This is a genomic window from Rhodophyticola sp. SM2404 (genome assembly GCF_053570515.1).
Window position 1 is genome coordinate 1 of the sequence record NZ_JBSEDL010000006.1, and the last position, 16867, is coordinate 16867.

Annotated in this window: 16 protein-coding genes and 1 tRNA gene; 13 read left to right on the forward strand and 4 right to left on the reverse strand. The window is 56.9% G+C overall.

Annotation, left to right across the window (positions count from 1 at the left end):
- On the forward strand, positions 1 to 137 hold a 137-nt coding region (locus tag ACTYEO_RS10265), incomplete at its 5' end, for an integrase core domain-containing protein (RefSeq protein WP_449323831.1).
- 247 nt (positions 138 to 384) lie between these two features.
- Here ACTYEO_RS10265 and ACTYEO_RS10270 read toward each other — a convergent pair.
- The 4 genes from ACTYEO_RS10270 to ACTYEO_RS10285 all read right to left on the reverse strand — a co-directional run bounded on the left by ACTYEO_RS10270 (position 385) and on the right by ACTYEO_RS10285 (position 3260).
- Entirely contained in the window at positions 385 to 1329 is a 945-nt protein-coding gene (locus tag ACTYEO_RS10270) for a hypothetical protein (RefSeq protein ID WP_449323653.1), read from the reverse strand.
- 306 nt (positions 1330 to 1635) lie between these two features.
- Positions 1636 to 2004: a hypothetical protein gene (locus ACTYEO_RS10275; protein ID WP_449323654.1), complete on the reverse strand. Its 369-nt coding sequence runs from the start codon at positions 2002 to 2004 to the stop codon at positions 1636 to 1638.
- 198 nt (positions 2005 to 2202) lie between these two features.
- A complete protein-coding gene (locus ACTYEO_RS10280) occupies positions 2203 to 2643 on the reverse strand; it encodes a hypothetical protein (RefSeq protein ID WP_449323655.1) in 441 nt (146 codons plus the stop codon).
- Positions 2644 to 3170: 527 nt separating this feature from the next.
- Positions 3171 to 3260: transfer RNA gene (locus ACTYEO_RS10285), tRNA-Ser, on the reverse strand.
- Positions 3261 to 3500: 240 nt separating this feature from the next.
- On the opposite strand from ACTYEO_RS10285, the gene ACTYEO_RS10290 reads away from it, so the two are divergent.
- From ACTYEO_RS10290 to pstA, 12 genes are all read left to right on the forward strand, one after another.
- Entirely contained in the window at positions 3501 to 4364 is an 864-nt protein-coding gene (locus ACTYEO_RS10290; protein ID WP_449323656.1) for a DUF2059 domain-containing protein, read from the forward strand.
- A gap of 205 nt (positions 4365 to 4569) precedes the next feature.
- A complete protein-coding gene (locus tag ACTYEO_RS10295; RefSeq protein WP_449323657.1) occupies positions 4570 to 5256 on the forward strand; it encodes a 50S ribosomal protein L21 in 687 nt (228 codons plus the stop codon).
- Positions 5257 to 5268: 12 nt separating this feature from the next.
- The gene (gene rpmA / locus ACTYEO_RS10300) at positions 5269 to 5538 is read left to right on the forward strand and encodes a 50S ribosomal protein L27 (protein WP_449323658.1); all 270 of its coding nucleotides are present in this window, start codon (positions 5269 to 5271) and stop codon (positions 5536 to 5538) included.
- 189 nt (positions 5539 to 5727) lie between these two features.
- A complete protein-coding gene (locus ACTYEO_RS10305; protein ID WP_449323659.1) occupies positions 5728 to 6267 on the forward strand; it encodes a GNAT family N-acetyltransferase in 540 nt (179 codons plus the stop codon).
- A gap of 123 nt (positions 6268 to 6390) precedes the next feature.
- Positions 6391 to 7428 carry a GTPase ObgE gene (gene obgE / locus ACTYEO_RS10310; RefSeq protein ID WP_449323660.1) on the forward strand — a complete coding sequence of 346 codons (1038 nt, stop codon included), beginning with the start codon at positions 6391 to 6393 and terminating at the stop codon, positions 7426 to 7428.
- Entirely contained in the window at positions 7416 to 8534 is a 1119-nt protein-coding gene (gene proB / locus ACTYEO_RS10315) for a glutamate 5-kinase (protein ID WP_449323661.1), read from the forward strand. Before obgE ends, proB begins: the two co-directional genes overlap by 13 nt.
- 58 nt (positions 8535 to 8592) lie before the next feature.
- Complete coding sequence (locus ACTYEO_RS10320) at positions 8593 to 9873, forward strand: glutamate-5-semialdehyde dehydrogenase (protein WP_449323662.1); 1281 nt, start codon at positions 8593 to 8595, stop codon at positions 9871 to 9873.
- 54 nt (positions 9874 to 9927) lie between these two features.
- Positions 9928 to 11115, forward strand: a complete 1188-nt coding sequence (locus tag ACTYEO_RS10325) for a trans-sulfuration enzyme family protein (RefSeq protein ID WP_449323663.1) — start codon at positions 9928 to 9930, stop codon at positions 11113 to 11115.
- Between the two features lie 3 nt (positions 11116 to 11118).
- Positions 11119 to 12168, forward strand: coding sequence for an ATP-binding protein (locus tag ACTYEO_RS10330; protein WP_449323664.1), 1050 nt, complete (start codon positions 11119 to 11121; stop codon positions 12166 to 12168).
- Positions 12169 to 12384: 216 nt separating this feature from the next.
- A complete protein-coding gene (locus ACTYEO_RS10335) occupies positions 12385 to 13404 on the forward strand; it encodes a PstS family phosphate ABC transporter substrate-binding protein (RefSeq protein ID WP_449323665.1) in 1020 nt (339 codons plus the stop codon).
- A gap of 105 nt (positions 13405 to 13509) precedes the next feature.
- Complete coding sequence (gene pstC / locus ACTYEO_RS10340) at positions 13510 to 15078, forward strand: phosphate ABC transporter permease subunit PstC (protein ID WP_449323666.1); 1569 nt, start codon at positions 13510 to 13512, stop codon at positions 15076 to 15078.
- A gap of 8 nt (positions 15079 to 15086) precedes the next feature.
- The gene (gene pstA, locus ACTYEO_RS10345; protein WP_449323667.1) at positions 15087 to 16847 is read left to right on the forward strand and encodes a phosphate ABC transporter permease PstA; all 1761 of its coding nucleotides are present in this window, start codon (positions 15087 to 15089) and stop codon (positions 16845 to 16847) included.
- Positions 16848 to 16867: the final 20 nt, after the last annotated feature.

A 16867-nucleotide genomic window follows, 5' to 3' on the forward strand; every position in this document is an offset into this window, starting at 1 on the left:
CGTTGCGCGAAGCACAAATCATCATCGAAAGCTGGAGGAAACACTACAACACCAAGCGACCACACAGTGCATTGGGCTACCGCCCACCAGCGCCCGAAGCCATCATCCCGATGGACCAAAGGCCGATTATACAATAACTTTCAATATGGACCACTAAAGTGGGGCTGCTCAGCGACATCAGGCGACAATCCTTAAAAATGACGCCTGACATAACCCTGCAAATGGCGACACGACAGACACCCCCCTTTAGGCGTGTCGTCTTGTCGTCCGCTGGATGTGAGGAAAGTTTATGCTGTCTGGCTGAACGAATATTATTTGCGCATGAGGCCAGACTGTAACTCTTTAGCTTTAGGATGCGAGAAGAATTGACCGCACTACCTTCATTCAGCAAATTGAATCAGACCGTTGAAACCACGTCACCAAACCGTTGGCACACATAGTATTTCGTTGTTCTAGGGTTGATCCTTGCATGTTCATCGAGCTAGGTGCCGCACTGTAAAACAATGCAAGAACCCAATCTCCATTTATACCCATGTCGTAAGAATAAGTTCGAATTAAGTTGTAGAGATCGTCACTCAGTGGGATTGCACCTGAGCTGGTATAGATTTGATGAAAACCAAACTCTCCAAAAGGCCGCATAACACTTCTTCTAACGCCGCCCATAAAAACTAACGGGCAGGCTGATAAGCAAGCCCCAGTTAATTGAGTTTGTAATCCACGAGACCTAATTTCTAGGCCAGATAATATTGCATCTCTTACCGAACCACCTGCACTTCCAATCGCAACAGTTTGGATCTCGGGATGTGCATTTAAGGTTGAGACTAACTGTTCATAAAACCCCTCAACAACATCACCATAAACCCAAAGATATGATCTTTCGACTTCCATGGAGACAACACCACTGCCCCGCGCATCATACACTTGTAGCGGAATACCATGATTACCAATGCATTCTAGGTTCCAGATACTCGCTTGCTGAGAAATACTCATGTCTAGATGCTGCCGCGCAATGCGTAACCAAACACCCAGTTCTCGTGCGGCACCGCCCAACTCAGACAACGATGCTTCCAAGGTAACGGGCTGATTTTCTAAGTGTATCACCAAGGTATTAAAGCCGAGGATTTTGCCGATAATTGCGCACTGCATCTGGCCTGCATTACATTCTGGGCATTGATATCCGAGGTAACTCAATGGAGAAGAACCGCTGTTGGGGTATCTTGGATCTGTTTCACGGAGCAATTCATCAATACGAGCTGAATACTGTTCTAACGTATTTTCTGCATCATTAATTTCAGATCTCAAATCAAAAGCTACTTGTGCTTCGGCCAAGTTGCAGATCAACATTGCGCTTACGAATATTAAATACCTAGCTAAGCGTATCTGTTTGGAAATTAGCTTAATCACGCCAATGCTCCCACCCAAGGACAACTCTTAGCCACATCCTTGAGTTATACTCGCCCTGTTCGAGCAGAAGGTCAGCCATCTCAGTTAGTTCTTCGTCGGAACACGCATTGACGTTGGCGCAGACGCTGTATTCCTCAGCCATACTTGCGAGGATCATTGTGCCATCGTCATACAGCTTCGAGACAGTGAAGAGGCAGGCAGCGATAATGGCTATGAGGGCTAGGAGGGGCTTCATAGCGGGCGTGTGCAATGCCACAGTAGGTTTTCAAATGTCAGTTGACCGGCTGCGTCAAACTTCACTGATGCTCCTCCCATCAAGCCATTATTACGATTAAGCAATGCGATTGATTGGGTGCTTGCTCCCGAGTTAAAAGCACGCATGATTTGAAATCCAATGTAATCATCGTTCCAAATCGTAATATCTAGCCCATCACGAGTAGTGTTTTGTCCATCTACGATCAAAGTTTGATTTGTAGTGTCAATAAGCACAGATAGGTAATTTGAACCGTCTTCTGTGCTACAATTCACCGTGTAAGTTTCGCCCCTCACCGGCGAAGCAGTTGCGGTGGCTATCAGTGCGGCCGTCAGTAAGTGTTTCATACCAGTCATCCTCGCTTGTAACCTGCCGCCAAATTATAGTCAGTCTCACACGTATCGCCCGAACAGCACTCAAAGATGTTTGACTTGCATGTCACACACTGCTCATGCCCATGCACTACTACCGTATGAAGGGGTGTCTGGCATCTAGGGCATCGCTGTTTGTGCGGATTGGCTGGGTGTAGCAAGTTGTTCATCGTTTCATCGGCCCCCTATCTTGCCAATAAGTGGAGGCCAATCACACTCGTAGCCCTTAGTTCCCCCCACTTTACCGAAAAGGTCAATTAGATTGTAAACGCCTGAGTTTTTCATTTTCCAAGCTTGTACCGGTTCACTTTCTTTATCAAAAAACTGAACATCCACGAGTTCAAGCCAAGAGGGCCTGTTTTGTGTGCCTGTGAAACTGTCAAAGACCATCATATCAGACTCATCACCGATATTGGGGCCGACATATCCAAACGAAACCAGCTGTTCGATTATGTTGTCCATGTCCCCACCTGACATGGCGCCGAATGCCATTAACTCGCCGTCAAAATTACAGCCTTTATGTTCAAAGAGGTATTTCCAACCGTCAACACTAATGGGCTGGTCTACGTATGGTCGAAGTATAAGTGAGATAAAGGGTAGGCTCACTATGGCCATTACTCTTACCTTTTAAGTTTCTCTAACCAGCGCCAACGAAGCTCGTTGAGCTAGTTATTAGTGTGACGCACCATTTGGTGGGCCACAAGAGTAGTGTGGCGGTAAGCGCTATGGCTACGAGGCGCTTCATTGCGTGGCTCCTGTTTCATCGTAGCTTGGGCGCACACGGTTGCTTGATCAAGGACGCAATATAAGCGTGGTTAAGGCACAAAGGTTCACACGTGTATTCTGGACACCCAGCATCCCACCCTGCCACGGCCACACCTCCGCACACAAACGATAGCAACGCACGCGCGGGCGGGAGCAAACACGCAGCCACACGCGTAGGACGGTGGCGCGCGCTAATCGTAACATTATGTCTAAGTTCGGCGCATGATTTGCCAGATCAGTCTAATTTAAGAAATTTTTGGCCTGCACGTATCGCCATTTACTTGTGAAAGCGTCATGCACTGTGGGGACGAATATGGGGACAGAGTCCCCACATCAGCCTCTAAGCTCATGTAAAGATTGAGCATTAAGGAGAAAATTGGCGGAGAGACAGGGATTCGAACCCTGGGTGGGCTTGCACCCACAACGGTTTTCGAGACCGCCCCGTTCGACCACTCCGGCACCTCTCCGCGCTTGGTGGGTCGTCGTGGAGGCGGGACATAACGGCAGATTTCAAGCCTTGCAAGGGGGCGGATCGGGAATGGGTGAAAATTCATCTCTCACGGATTTTCGCGGCACCCGCAGCCCGCGCTTTGGGCGGGCTCCCGCTCACATCTTCATGATCATCCGCAAGGCATGGTGGATATTGCGCAAGCGCTCCCCCATATTACCCTCCAAGAGCAACCAAATCTCGAGCAGACGGAGAGATCATGCAGCGCCAAACCGTTTTTGCCACAGGGCTTATCCTTGCCATAGCCGCCACGCCCGCTTCTGCCCAAGACGCCTCGCAGCCCGCAAGCTTTGCCACCAGCGCGCCGCAAACCTATGAATTGCTGCAATCCATCGGTCTTTATGATGTGCTCGAGATCATGTCGGTTGAGGGCATCGGCAATGCCGATGACATGGAAAACGATATGTTTCCGGGGCAGGGCGGGCCCGCTTGGTCGGGGATGGTGGCCAATATCTATGCCCAAGACCGCCTGATCACCGATTTCGAGGCCGCATGGGACCCCGAGATATTTGACGCTGAAGAATTGGACAGCCTGATCGCCTATTTTACCTCTGAGACGGGTGTGAAGCTGATTGAGGGGGAATTGCTGGCCCGCCGCGCCTTTATGGAAGACGGCGTGGAAGAGGCCGCCAATGACATCTACACGCAGCGCCTCGCCGAAGAGCATCCGCGCCTCGAGCAATTGGATGCCTTTATCTCGGCCAATGGTCTGATTGATCTCAATGTGGCGGGCGCGTTGAATTCCAATTTCGCCTTTTACCGCGGGTTGACCGATGGCGGCGCCTTTGAGGTGGAGCTGCCCGAGGAATTGATGCTGGCCGAGGTCTGGGGGCAGGAGCCTGAAATCCGCGCCAATTCCACGCTCTGGCTCTATTCCTACCAATTGCTGGCCTATGACGGGGTCAGCGATGAAGACCTGCAAACCTATATCGATCTCTCGCGCACGGATGCAGGGCGCAAATTGAACCGCGCACTTTTTGCGGCCTTTGATGTGGTGTTCGAGGATGTCAGCTATGATCTGGGGCGCGCGGCCTCTGTTTTCATGACGGGTGATGACATCTAAAGGGCGGCCACAACAGCCCCGAGATCGCTTGACAGCACGCCCCTTTATAGGCATATGCAGCCTCATCGCCGTGTGAGGAGACTCGCGCGGCGTGATTTATTGACCAAATGTCCCGAGAGGGGCACGCAGTCCGAGGCGCGGGGAAACCCGCATGAACACCGGAAAAGCCGGGGCCAAAGGGCGCGGGAGAAAAAGGAAAAGGCCCATGTTTGCGGTCCTCAAGACCGGTGGCAAGCAATACAAAGTGCAGTCTGGTGACGTTCTGCGCGTTGAGAAGCTGGCAGCCGAGGCAGGTGAAACTGTCCAATTCAACGAAATTCTGATGGTCGGTGGCGACAAACCCGTTCTGGGTGCGCCTCTCGTGGCCGGTGCTGCTGTTCAGGCGACCGTGATCGAACAGATCAAAGGCGAAAAGCTTATCCACTTCGTCAAGCGTCGTCGTAAGCACTCGTCCAAGCGCAAAAAAGGCCATCGCCAGAAGCTGACGCTTCTGCGCATCACCGATATTCTGGCCTCGGGCGGCGATAAGTCCGGCGTAAAAGCTGCAATCGGCTCTGGCTCGGTCAGCGCATCGGCTGTTGAAGCCGCTGCACCTGCTGCCAAAAAGCCCGCCGCGAAAGCCGCGCCAAAAGCTGCTGCCAAGGCTGCACCGAAAGCTGCTGCAAAAGCCGAAGCTGCACCCGCAGCCGCTGCTGGCGCAGATGATCTCAAGAAATTGTCGGGCGTTGGCCCCGCACTTGAGAAGAAGCTGAACGCCGCTGGCGTCACCACCTTCGCTCAGATCGCGGCATGGGGTGAAGCTGAAATCGCCGAATTCGACGAGAAGCTGTCCTTCAAGGGCCGCATCGAGCGCGAAGGTTGGGTCGAACAAGCCAAGACTTTGGCTCAGTAAGGAGAGAGACACATGGCACATAAAAAAGCAGGTGGCTCATCACGCAACGGCCGCGACTCAGCTGGTCGCCGCCTTGGTGTTAAGAAGTTTGGCGGCGAAGCCGTAATCCCGGGCAATATCATTGCGCGCCAGCGTGGCACAAAATGGTTCCCTGGTGAGGGTGTAGGCATCGGCAAAGATCACACCATCTTTGCGACCTCCGAAGGCCACGTGAATTTCCGCAAGGGATTCAAAGGGCGCACCTTTATTTCGGTCCTGCCAAAAGCCGAAGCAGCCGAGTAACGCTGGACCAAACCAAAGTTTCAGGGGGGTCGGCGGAAACGCCGGCCCCTCTTTTTTTGTCTCGGCGCAAAAGGGCGGATGCAAAACCCCGTCGCCGCAAAGACAGAAAGTTAGGCCGTCATGTTAACGACATCGAAGCATGACAAAGCCGCGTAAGGAAAAGTACTGGTTCCAGGGAGGACCCGAGTTATGAAGCAAGAAACGATCGTTGCCCAAGCCACGATAGACACACCCCGCTTTGTGCTGCGCCCCTTGCGCGTCTCAGATGCAGGGCTGATGACGCTTTATGCCTCTGATCCCCGTGTGGCCAAGCAAACCACCAATATCCCGCATCCACTGCCACCCGGCTCGGTCGAGGCGCTGATTGCGCGCGCCATGTCCGCTGAACCCGCGGATCGCATCTGGGCCATCGACGCCACAGAGCAGGGCGGCTCGGAACTGCTTGGTGCCATCTCGCTGGTCCAGCTGGATCGCGAACAATCCGAGATCTCCTATTGGATCGCGCCCGCGATGTGGAATACGGGCCTCGCCTCCGAGGCGGTGCGCGCCTTGGTTGCGGCGAACCCGCTCTCCAACAAGACGATCTTTGCCAGCGTGTTTCAGGACAATCCCGGATCGGCGCGGGTTCTGACAAATGCAGGCTTTGAATATCTCGGCGATGCCGAGGCCTTCTCGGTCGCGCGAAATTCAAAAACTGCCACATGGACCTATTTGAAAAAGCTCAAGTAACAGGCTAAGGCGTCAGGCAGAGCGCAAGCGCGGCTCTCCCTGACCCGTGCTTACGCGACGATCAATAGGAAACTGGGCGAGCCGCAGGCGGCCTTCAAGGCGTGCTGCGCAAAGGGTGATCACATGAAATTTCTCGATCTCGCCAAGGTCTATATCCGCTCAGGCGGCGGTGGCTCGGGCTGCGTCAGCTTCCGGCGTGAAAAATACATCGAATATGGCGGCCCCGATGGCGGCGATGGCGGGCGCGGCGGCTATGTCTGGGCCGAAGCGGTGGACGGCCTGAACACGCTGATCGATTTCCGCTACCAGCAGCATTTCTTCGCCCGCAGCGGCCAACCCGGCATGGGCAGGCAGCGCACAGGCAAGGATGGCGATGATATCGTGCTGCGCGTGCCTGTGGGCACCGAAATCCTCGAGGAGGATCAGGAAACCGTCATCGCCGATATCACCGAGATCGGCCAGCGGGTCCTTCTGGCCAAGGGCGGCAATGGCGGCTTTGGCAATCTCCATTTCAAATCCTCCACCAATCAGGCTCCGCGCCGCGCCAATTCCGGCCAAGAGGGGGTAGAGCGCACGATCTGGCTGCGCCTCAAGCTGATTGCGGATGTGGGGCTTTTGGGCATGCCCAATGCGGGCAAATCCACCTTCCTTGCGGCCACCTCCAATGCGCGGCCCAAAATCGCGGATTATCCCTTCACCACCTTGCATCCCAATCTGGGCGTTGTGGGGGTGGATGGCGTGGAATTCGTGGTCGCCGATATCCCGGGCCTGATCGAGGGCGCGCATGAGGGCAGGGGGCTTGGCGACCAATTCCTCGGCCATGTGGAGCGCTGCTCGGTCTTGTTGCATCTGGTCGATGGCACCGCCGAAGATGTCGTTGCCGATTACCACACGATCATCCATGAGCTTGAGGCCTATGCAGGCGCCTTGGCCGATAAGCCACGCGTCACCGTGCTCAACAAAATCGATGCCCTTACAGATGAAGAGATCGAGGAAAAGCGCCTTGCCCTGCGCGAGGCCAGCAATGGCAGCGTTATGGTCATGTCGGGTGTCGCAAATAACGGCGTAACCGAGGTGCTCCGCATCCTGCGCTCGAAAATCGATGCAGATAAACTGCGCCAGAAAAAGGGAGATGAGGAGCAAGAGGAATGGCAGCCCTGACGCCTGATCTGCGCGCGGCAAAGCGGCTGGTCGTCAAGATCGGCTCGGCCCTGCTGGTCGATAAGGCCAGCGGCAATTTGCGCGCGGACTGGCTGCAAAGCTTGGCCGAGGATGTCGCCCGCCTCAAATCCCGCGGCACCGATCTTATCCTTGTCTCCTCAGGCTCCATCGCCTTGGGCCGCGAAGTGCTCGGCTTTGGCGCGGCCTCCCTTTCCTTGGATGAAGCACAAGCTGCCGCATCCGTGGGGCAAATCCGCCTTGCCCGCGCCTATGAAGAGGCTCTGGCCCCTCATGGCATCAAAGCCGCGCAGATCCTTTTGACCCTCGACGATTCCGAGGATCGCCGCCGCTATCTCAACACCCGCGCCACCTTTGCCACGCTGCTCTCGCTTGGTGCGGTGCCGATTGTAAATGAAAACGACACCATCGCCACCGATGAAATCCGCTATGGCGATAATGACAGGCTGGCCGCCAATGTGGCCGCAATGGCAGGCGCTGATCAATGCGTGCTGCTCTCGGATGTAGACGGGTTCTATTCCGCTAATCCCCAAACCGATCCAGATGCCAAACGCTATGACCTGATCAGCCAGATCACCCCTGAGATCGAAGCCATGGCAGGCGATGCAGGCTCGGGCCTGTCCAAAGGGGGTATGAAAACCAAATTGATGGCCGCCAAAACCGCAATGGCAGCGGGCTGTGCCATGGTGATCACCGAAGGCTCGCGCGCCCACCCCCTTAGCGCACTTGAAGACGGGGCGCCTTGCACATGGTTCACACCCACGATTGACCCCCAAGCCGCCCGCAAACGCTGGATCTCCGCGATGAAACCCAAAGGCGCTCTGCGCCTTGATGCAGGGGCCGCCGCCGCCTTGAGCAAGGGCAAATCCCTTTTACCCGCTGGCGTTCAAGAGGTCACGGGTGAGTTCGCGCGCGGCGATGCCGTGGCGCTGGAAGGCCCTGATGGCACGCGGCTTGGAACAGGGCTTGCGCGCTATACCAGCCTCGAGGCCCGCGCCATTGCAGGCCACCGCTCTGACGAGATTGAACCGATCCTCGGCTATCCGGGCCGTGCCGCCCTTGTCCACCGCGATGACATGGCCCTTTAACGCGCGTGCCTCTCTTCATCTTTCCAAAAATACGACTATCCTGCCTCCATCACCTTCGATGAGCTTTGACATGACCCAGCAAGATCAAAACATTCCTGCCATGATGCATGAGATCGGCACCCGCGCCAAAGCGGCAGCGGCCGAGCTGGCATTTGCAAGCCCGCAGGCCAAAGAAAACGCACTTGTGGAAACGGCCAATGCCGTTTGGGCCCGCCGCGCCGAGATCATCGCCGCCAATGCCAAGGATATGGAATTCGGGCGCGAAAAGGGTCTGTCAGCAGCCATGCTCGACCGTCTCATGCTGGATGAAAGCCGCATCCAAGGCATCGTCGATGCCTTGCGCGCCGTGGCCGAGCAGACCGATCCCGTGGGCCAGATCATCACGGAATGGGACAGGCCTTCGGGCCTCCATATCCAACGTGTGCGCACACCATTGGGCGTGATCGGCGTGATCTATGAAAGCCGCCCCAATGTAACCGCCGATGCAGGCGCGCTTTGCCTCAAATCCGGCAATGCCGTTATCCTGCGCGGTGGCTCGGAAAGCTTCCATTCCTCAAGCCTGCTTGTGGATTGCCTCAAACAGGGCTTGGCCGCTGCCGATCTGCCGCAAGATGCCGTGCAGCTTATCCCCACACGCGACCGTGCGGCGGTCACCGAATTGCTGCGCATGACCGAATTTGTCGATGTGATCGTGCCCCGTGGCGGCAAAGGCCTTGTGGGGCTTGTCCAACGCGAGGCGCGCGTTCCCGTTTTCGCCCATCTCGAAGGCATTTGTCATATCTATATCGACAATGCGGCCGATGCGGAAAAGGCGCTCAAAGTCACGCTGAATGCCAAAACGCGGCGCACAGGGGTTTGCGGCTCGGCGGAATGCCTGCTGATCCACCGCGATGTGGCCCAGACCATCGGGCAAGGCGTGATCCGCGCGCTGATAGATGCCGGTGTTGAAATCCGTGCTGACGCGCATTTGCAAGAGATCGACGGCACAATCGCGGCCCAAGACGAGGATTGGGGGCGCGAGTTTCTTGATATGATCATCGCAGCCCGTGTGGTCGATGATATCGATGACGCCATCACCCATATCCGGCGCTTTGGCTCCAACCATACCGATGCCATCATCACCGAGGATGACGCCAATGCCGCGCGTTTCTTCCAGCGCCTCGACAGCGCGATCTTGATGCGCAATGTCTCCACCCAATTTGCCGATGGCGGCGAGTTTGGCATGGGGGGCGAGATCGGGATTGCCACAGGCAAGATGCATGCGCGCGGGCCGGTTGGGGCCGAGCAATTGACCAGCTTCAAATATCTTGTCACAGGTGATGGCATCACACGACTCTGATCCCAATGATATCAATGCCCTAGAAACAGTTCTCAATGTAAGTGGAGAGATCCGATGTCCGAGCGCCGCAATGACCCGCCCAAAACCCTCGTGCGGCGCATGCCTTTGGTCGAGGGGGTCTCGCGCCCCGTGGTCACACCGATCCAGCCCTCGGTGGTCTATGCCTCGCCATCACCTGATGTGCTGGACCAGCAATATTCAGGCGAGACCAAGGGCTTTACCTATGCGCGCGAAGGCCATCCCAATGCCGAGCTTCTGGCCCAAAAGATCGATATGTTGGAGGGTGTTGAGGGCGGATTGATCCTTGGCTCGGGCATGGCCGCTGTCACCGCCGCTTTGATGGGTATCCTCTCGGCGGGGGATCATGTGATTGGCGGCGACCAGCTTTACGGCCGCTCGCTGCGCCTGATGAACCAAGATCTCAACCGCTTCGGCATCCAGACCTCAGTGGCCGACCCAACCGATGCCGAAGCCATCCGCGCGGCAATCAGGCCCGAGACCAAGATGATCCTCGTCGAGGTCGTCTCGAACCCGACCTTGCGGGTGGCCGATATGGTGGGCATTGCGAAAGTCGCGAAAGAGGCGGGGGTTTTGCTGGCCGTCGATAATACCTTCACCACGCCGATTGGGTTTCGTCCCTTTGAGCATGGCGCGGATATCGTGATCCATTCGGTCACCAAGCTGCTGGCGGGGCATTCGGATGTGACCCTTGGCTATGTGGTGGCCCGCGACGCAGCACTCCAGAAAATGATTTATGATTTCGCCGTGACCACAGGCATGACGCCAAGCCCCTATGAATGCTGGCTGGCCGAGCGGGGGCTCTTCACCTTTCCCTTGCGCTTTGACAGGGCCGAGGCCAATGCCGCCTTGCTGGCCGATCACCTTGCCACATTGCCCGGAATTGAAACGGTGCTTTATCCGGGTCGTGCTGATCACCCCGATCATGCCCGCGCCAAGGAGCTGCTTGGCGGGCGGTTCGGAAATATGCTGAGTTTCGTGGCCAAAGGTGACCGCGCCGAGGCCAACCGCATTGTACAAGCGGCCCCGCAACTGGCTTTTGCCCCGACCTTGGGCGATGTCGGCACCACGGTCAGCCATGCGGCCTCCTCCTCGCATCGCGGCATGACGCCTGAGGCGCGGGCCGCTCTTGGGATCACCGAAGGGTTTTTCCGCGTCTCGGTGGGGATTGAGGATATCGAATTGCTGAAATCCGATTTCAGCCAAGCACTGGCGGCTTTGTGATCCATGCCTGAGACCCAAACAATCGATTTGATGCTGCAATCCGTGCCAGAGCCGATGGTGCGGATCGATGCAAATGGGATGATTGCGGGTCTCAATCGGGCGGCGGAGGAATTGCTGGGGGATTGGGCCAGCGGGCGGGCCTATCCCACGGTCTTGCGCCAACCCAGCTTGCTCAACCGAGTGGAAACCGCACTTGTTCAGGGCACGGGCGGCGAGGCGCGCTATGTGATCTCGGACCAAGCGGGCGAGACGGTGTTTCGCGTGCTTTTAACTTCGCTCAACGATCCACGTTTCGGGATGGAAGGCGTTATCCTGCATTTCGCCGATATCAGCCATCTGAGCGAGGCTGAAGAAATGCGCCGCGATTTCGTGGCCAATGTCACCCATGAACTGCGCACACCGCTGACAGCGATCCTTGGCTTCATTGAAACCCTCAAAGGCCCCGCCGCCGAGGATCGTGGCGTGCAGGAGCGGTTCTTGACCATTATGGAAGACGAAGCGCAGCGGATGAACCGGATGATTTCCGATCTGCTCTCGCTCAGCCGCGTGGAGGCGCAAGAACGGCTGCGCCCCTCCGAGGATGTAAACATCGCCACCATCCTCAAAAGCGTTGAGGCCGCCCTTCGCCCGATGGTGGAGGAGAATAACAACCGATTGCTGCTGGATGTGCCCGAGACAGGCTGCATCTTGAAAGGCGATCGGGACCAACTGACCCAAGTCTTCATGAACCTGACCGAGAATGCCCTGAAATACGGTGGCGCGGGCAAGGATGTGCGCGTGGTTCTGACCGAAGGGCAGGGCAGTGGTAGTATGAAGGGCGAAATCGTTCAGGTAGATGTAGTAGACCAGGGCGAGGGGATCGACCCGTTGCACCTGCCGCGCCTGACCGAGCGGTTCTACCGTGTCGATACCCACCGCAACCGCGCGATGGGGGGCACGGGTTTGGGCCTCGCGATCGTCAAACATATTGTGAACAGGCACCGCGGACGGCTGCGAATCTCGTCAGAATCCGGGCAGGGCAGCGTGTTTACCGTGGTCCTATCCAAGCAATAACGCGTTATCTGCGTCGGTTCTTACGGTAATTTCTGAAGCGCTTAGGAAAATTCGGGAAAAACTTTCCTTAATTTTGCCATTTTTTCGGCCACTCCGCGCCTTGTCATAAATCCGTTACACAATCGTCACAAAAGCTTTGACAAAGCCGAATAGCCCGCTCTCCGAGAGCGCAACTTTCGCGTTCCGGTGTAATCTAACCAACGGAGTGTCTTAGACATGTCTTTCGCTAAACTTACAGTATCCACGCTCGCAATTGCTGCGATCTCGGCTACCGCTGCTGCGGCACAGAGCCGTACAAACGTATCGATCGCGGGTTCCTCGACCGTACTGCCTTACGCCAACATCGTAGCCGAAGCTTTCGGCGCCGAGTTCGACTTCGACACACCCGTTGTTGAAGGTGGCGGTTCTTCCACTGGCCGTCGCATGCTCTGCGAAGGCGTTGGTGAAGCAACCATCGACATCGCGAACTCCTCGAGCCTCATGAAGGACTCCGAGCGCGAAGTTTGCGCGGCAAACGGCGTTACCCCAATCGAAGTTCGCTTCGGTTATGACGGCATCGTATTCGCGTCCGACATCAATGGCGCATCCTTTGCCTTCACACCTTCCGACATCTATCTCGCTCTCGCAGCCGAGATCCCTGTTGACGGCGCAATGGTTGCTAACCCGAACGCCAACTGGACAGACGTAAACGCTGATCTTCCTTCGCAGGAAATCAACATGTTCGTTCCAGGCACCAACCACGGCACACGTGAAGTTTTCGACGAAAACGTTGTTCTGGCTGGCTGTGAAGAAACCGGTGCTGCCGAAGCAATGGCCGCAATGGGCATGGACGAAGACACCGTCGAAGACACCTGCATGACCCTGCGCACAGACGGTCGTTCGGTAGACATCGAAGGCGACTACACACAGACCCTCGCAAACCTCGAGAGCACCCCACTGGGCATCGGCGTTTTCGGTCTGTCCTTCTACGAGAACAACACTGACCGTCTTCAGGTTGCAACAATGTCGGGTGTTGTCCCAACTGTTGAAGCAATCGCCTCCGGCGAATACCCTGTATCGCGTCCTCTGCAGTTCTACATCAAAGCAGAGCATATCGGCGTGATCCCTGGCCTGAAAGAATATGTCGAGTTCTTCATCTCCGACGAAATCGCAGGCGATGGCGGTCCTTTGGCTGAGTACGGCCTTGTTCCTGATCCAGAGCTGGCAGCGACACAAGAAATGGTTTCCGGCCTGTAATTTCGGCCCAACCTGCTAATGGATTGGGCGGCTTTTAAGGGCCGCCCATTTCCTTCCAAGGCCTAACATGGCCCCTTGTCTCCACAGACCAATGCGGAAATGCCCATGCCCCTGACCATCAGCATATCGGTTGTCCTGACCATCATCGTAATTCTGGCGGTTGCTGGCTTTTTCCTTGGACGTGCCCGCGCGATCAGCGTGGCCCAAGGCGCTGAGGTGGGTCTGCATTCCCTTCCGAAAACACATGGCTGGCATGTTGCCCTTTGGGCCGCGATCCCTGCTTTGGTGCTGATGTCGCTTTGGGCGGTCGGATCTGGCGTTGCCTCGAATATGTATGCGCATGCAATCATCGATCCCGACGCGGCCGAGCTGCAAATCCCTGCCTCGGTAACCGAAGGTCTGCCCCAAGAAGAAATCGACGTCCGCCTGAGCGCTCAGCGCGAATTATTTGTTGCCAGCGTCAAAGGCCTTGCAGGCGCGATTGACGGCTATATCGCCAATGGCAACGCCACCGAAGACGAGATTGATAGCTGGCGGGTTGATTTCGCCCCGCTTGAGCAGCGATTACGCGAGGATGGCCAGATCATTGGCGCCACGATCTCCCAAAAAATGCTTACAACAGCGCTGCGCTTGCGCAGCTTTGACAATACGGTCGAGCTGCTGGGGCGTGTCCTGACCATCGCTTTGGCCATTGGCTGCTTTGCCATTGCCTTGCGCCTGATCTCGCGGGAGTTCAGAGCGCGGCTTTCGGTCGAGCGCTGGATCCTGACCTTCCTGATTTTCGCCTCCACCATGGCGATCCTGACCACGATCGGCATTTTGTCGGCCATCACCTTCCCGACCTTCGCCTTCTTCAAGGAATACGGCTTCTTCAACTTCCTCTTCGGGCTGGAATGGGCCCCTGCAGGCGATGTTGCAGGCGACCCTGATGGCGCGGATGGCAGCTATAACTCGGCGCTTGGCTTCCTGCCGCTGATCTGGGGCACCTTGTATATCGCGTTTGTGGCGCTGCTGGTGGCTGTGCCCTTGGGCCTGTCGGCCGCGATTTACCTCTCGGAATTTGCGCCAAGCGCGCTGCGCACGGTGATCAAACCCGCGCTCGAAATCCTCGCGGGTATCCCGACCATCGTTTATGGTATCTTTGCGCTGGTCACTGTTGGCCCCTTCCTTCAGGCGGTCGTTGGATCAACGATCATGCCCAATACCGTCTCGGTTGTGACGGCTGGTGTTGTGATGGGCATGATGCTGGTGCCTTTCGTCTCCTCGCTGTCCGATGACGTGATCAATGCGGTGCCCCAATCCATGCGCGACGGCTCGCTCGGGCTTGGCGCGACGCCTGCGGAAACCGTAACCAAGGTGATCCTGCCCGCAGCCCTTCCGGGCATTGTGGGCGCGATTGTTCTGGCCGCCTCCCGCGCGATTGGCGAGACCATGATCGTGGTTCTGGCGGCAGGTGCCTTGTCCAGCGTCACAGGGCTTGAGCCGAACCCCTTCGGCGCGGTTGTGACGGTCACCACACGGATCGTGGCGGTTCTGACGGGCGAGGGGTCGGGCTTTGACTCGATCGATGTTCTGGCGGTCTTTGCACTGGCCTTCACCTTGTTCTTCGTCACCCTCGCGCTCAACCTACTGGCGCAGCGCATCGTTGCGAAATATCGGGAGCAGTATGACTAATGACTGACATGGCCAATCCATCTGCGGCTCCCGCCCGCAAGTTCCAGTCGCTCTATGAGCGCTCGGACCAGATCGAGATGCGCCATAAAAAGGGCACGGCCCTGCGCATTCTGGGCATCTCGGCGATCACGCTGGTGCTGTTCTTCCTGTGTGTGCTGCTATGGTCGATCTTTTCGCGCGGTATTCCGGCGCTGTGGCAATATCAGGCCGAAATCTCGATCTTCTATGATCCCGCGATCCTGAACGAGGATGGTGGCGCGGTCACGCCTGGGGAAATCGGCTCGGTCAGCCTGCGTTCGGGCTTTGAGCGTGGGATTTACGCAAACTCGCTAAACCAGAGCTTGAGTGAGGCGGGGATCGACACAGCCGCCGTGGTTGCCGACCGCTATGCCGCGCGCACCGCCGAGTTGCTGGCCGCAGCCAATCTGGCCGATGGGGCAGGCAGCTATCTGGATGATTTCCGCAGCGGCTCGATTGAAGGCGGCGATATCGCACGCGTCTTCGGCCAATCGGGCAGCGCTGTTCGGGCGGCACAAACCGCCCTTGATGGCGGCGATGTGGATGCAGCGCTTGAAGCGCTTGCAGCTGTCGTCTCCGATCTGGAGGAAAAGGGTTTCCTTTCTGCCAGCGCACAGGTTGCCGCCATTGCCGAAGGGCTAAGCGCCGAGACCACCGTTCAAGCCTCAACCGCGCTTGCGGCCACGGGGCTGCAAACAGCCCTTCTGGACAGCGCCACTTTGATGCGCGAGCCCGCCGAGTTTGACGAGGTGTCCTTCGCGACGATGATCTACGCCGCCAACCGCCGCGATACCCGTGATTATCTGGTCGAAAACCCCGATCTTGTGGGCGAGACCGAAACCGTGCGGGTGCCTGTCTCGATCTCGCTGACGCGCTATCTGACGGGCGAATTGCAGGGCGCGGATAAATCCGACATGCCTCCGGGCTTTGATCTGGGCCATCTGGCCGTGGCCGATGCCATGGTCGAGGCCGATATCATCAACCGCCATTTCCACTGGAGGTTCTTCACCAATCTCTATTCGCAAAGCGGCGAAATCACGGGGATCGGGCCTGCGCTGATGGGATCGCTCTATATGATGCTGGTGGTTCTGGTCTTCTCGCTGATCTTCGGGGTCGCGGCCTCGATCTATCTTGAGGAATTCGCACCCAAGAACAAATTGACCGATTTCATCGAGATCAATATCGCCAATCTGGCCGCGGTGCCGTCGATTGTATTCGGTATCTTGGGGGCCGCCATCCTGTTTGCCCTCACTGATTTGGGGATCGGCTCTTCGATCCGAGGGACGGCGCTGATGGGCGGCATCGTGTTGTCGCTGATGACATTGCCCACAATCGTGATTGCCACGCGCTCGGCGCTGAAGGCTGTGCCACCCTCGATCCGCGAAGCGGCGCTCGGGGTAGGGGCCTCCAAAGTGCAGGCGATGTTCCACCACACCCTGCCATTGGCTGCCCCTGGCATTTTGACGGGAACGATCATCGGGATCGCGCAGGCGCTTGGTGAAACGGCCCCCTTGCTTTTGATTGGCCTCTCGGTCTCGACCGGTGCCGATATCTTGTCCTCGCCGCTTTCGGGTGGTTTGCTGGAGCAAACACAATCCCTGCCAACGGTTGTCTATCTGCTTGCGCAGAACGAAGATGCACCTGTGCGGCAGGGCTTGGCGCAATCGGCCATCATCGTGATGCTGATATTGCTTTTCTTGCTGAACTTCGTGGCCATCATGCTGCGGCGTCGCTTTGAGCGGCGTTGGTGATAGGGTAGGGGCCTGAGATT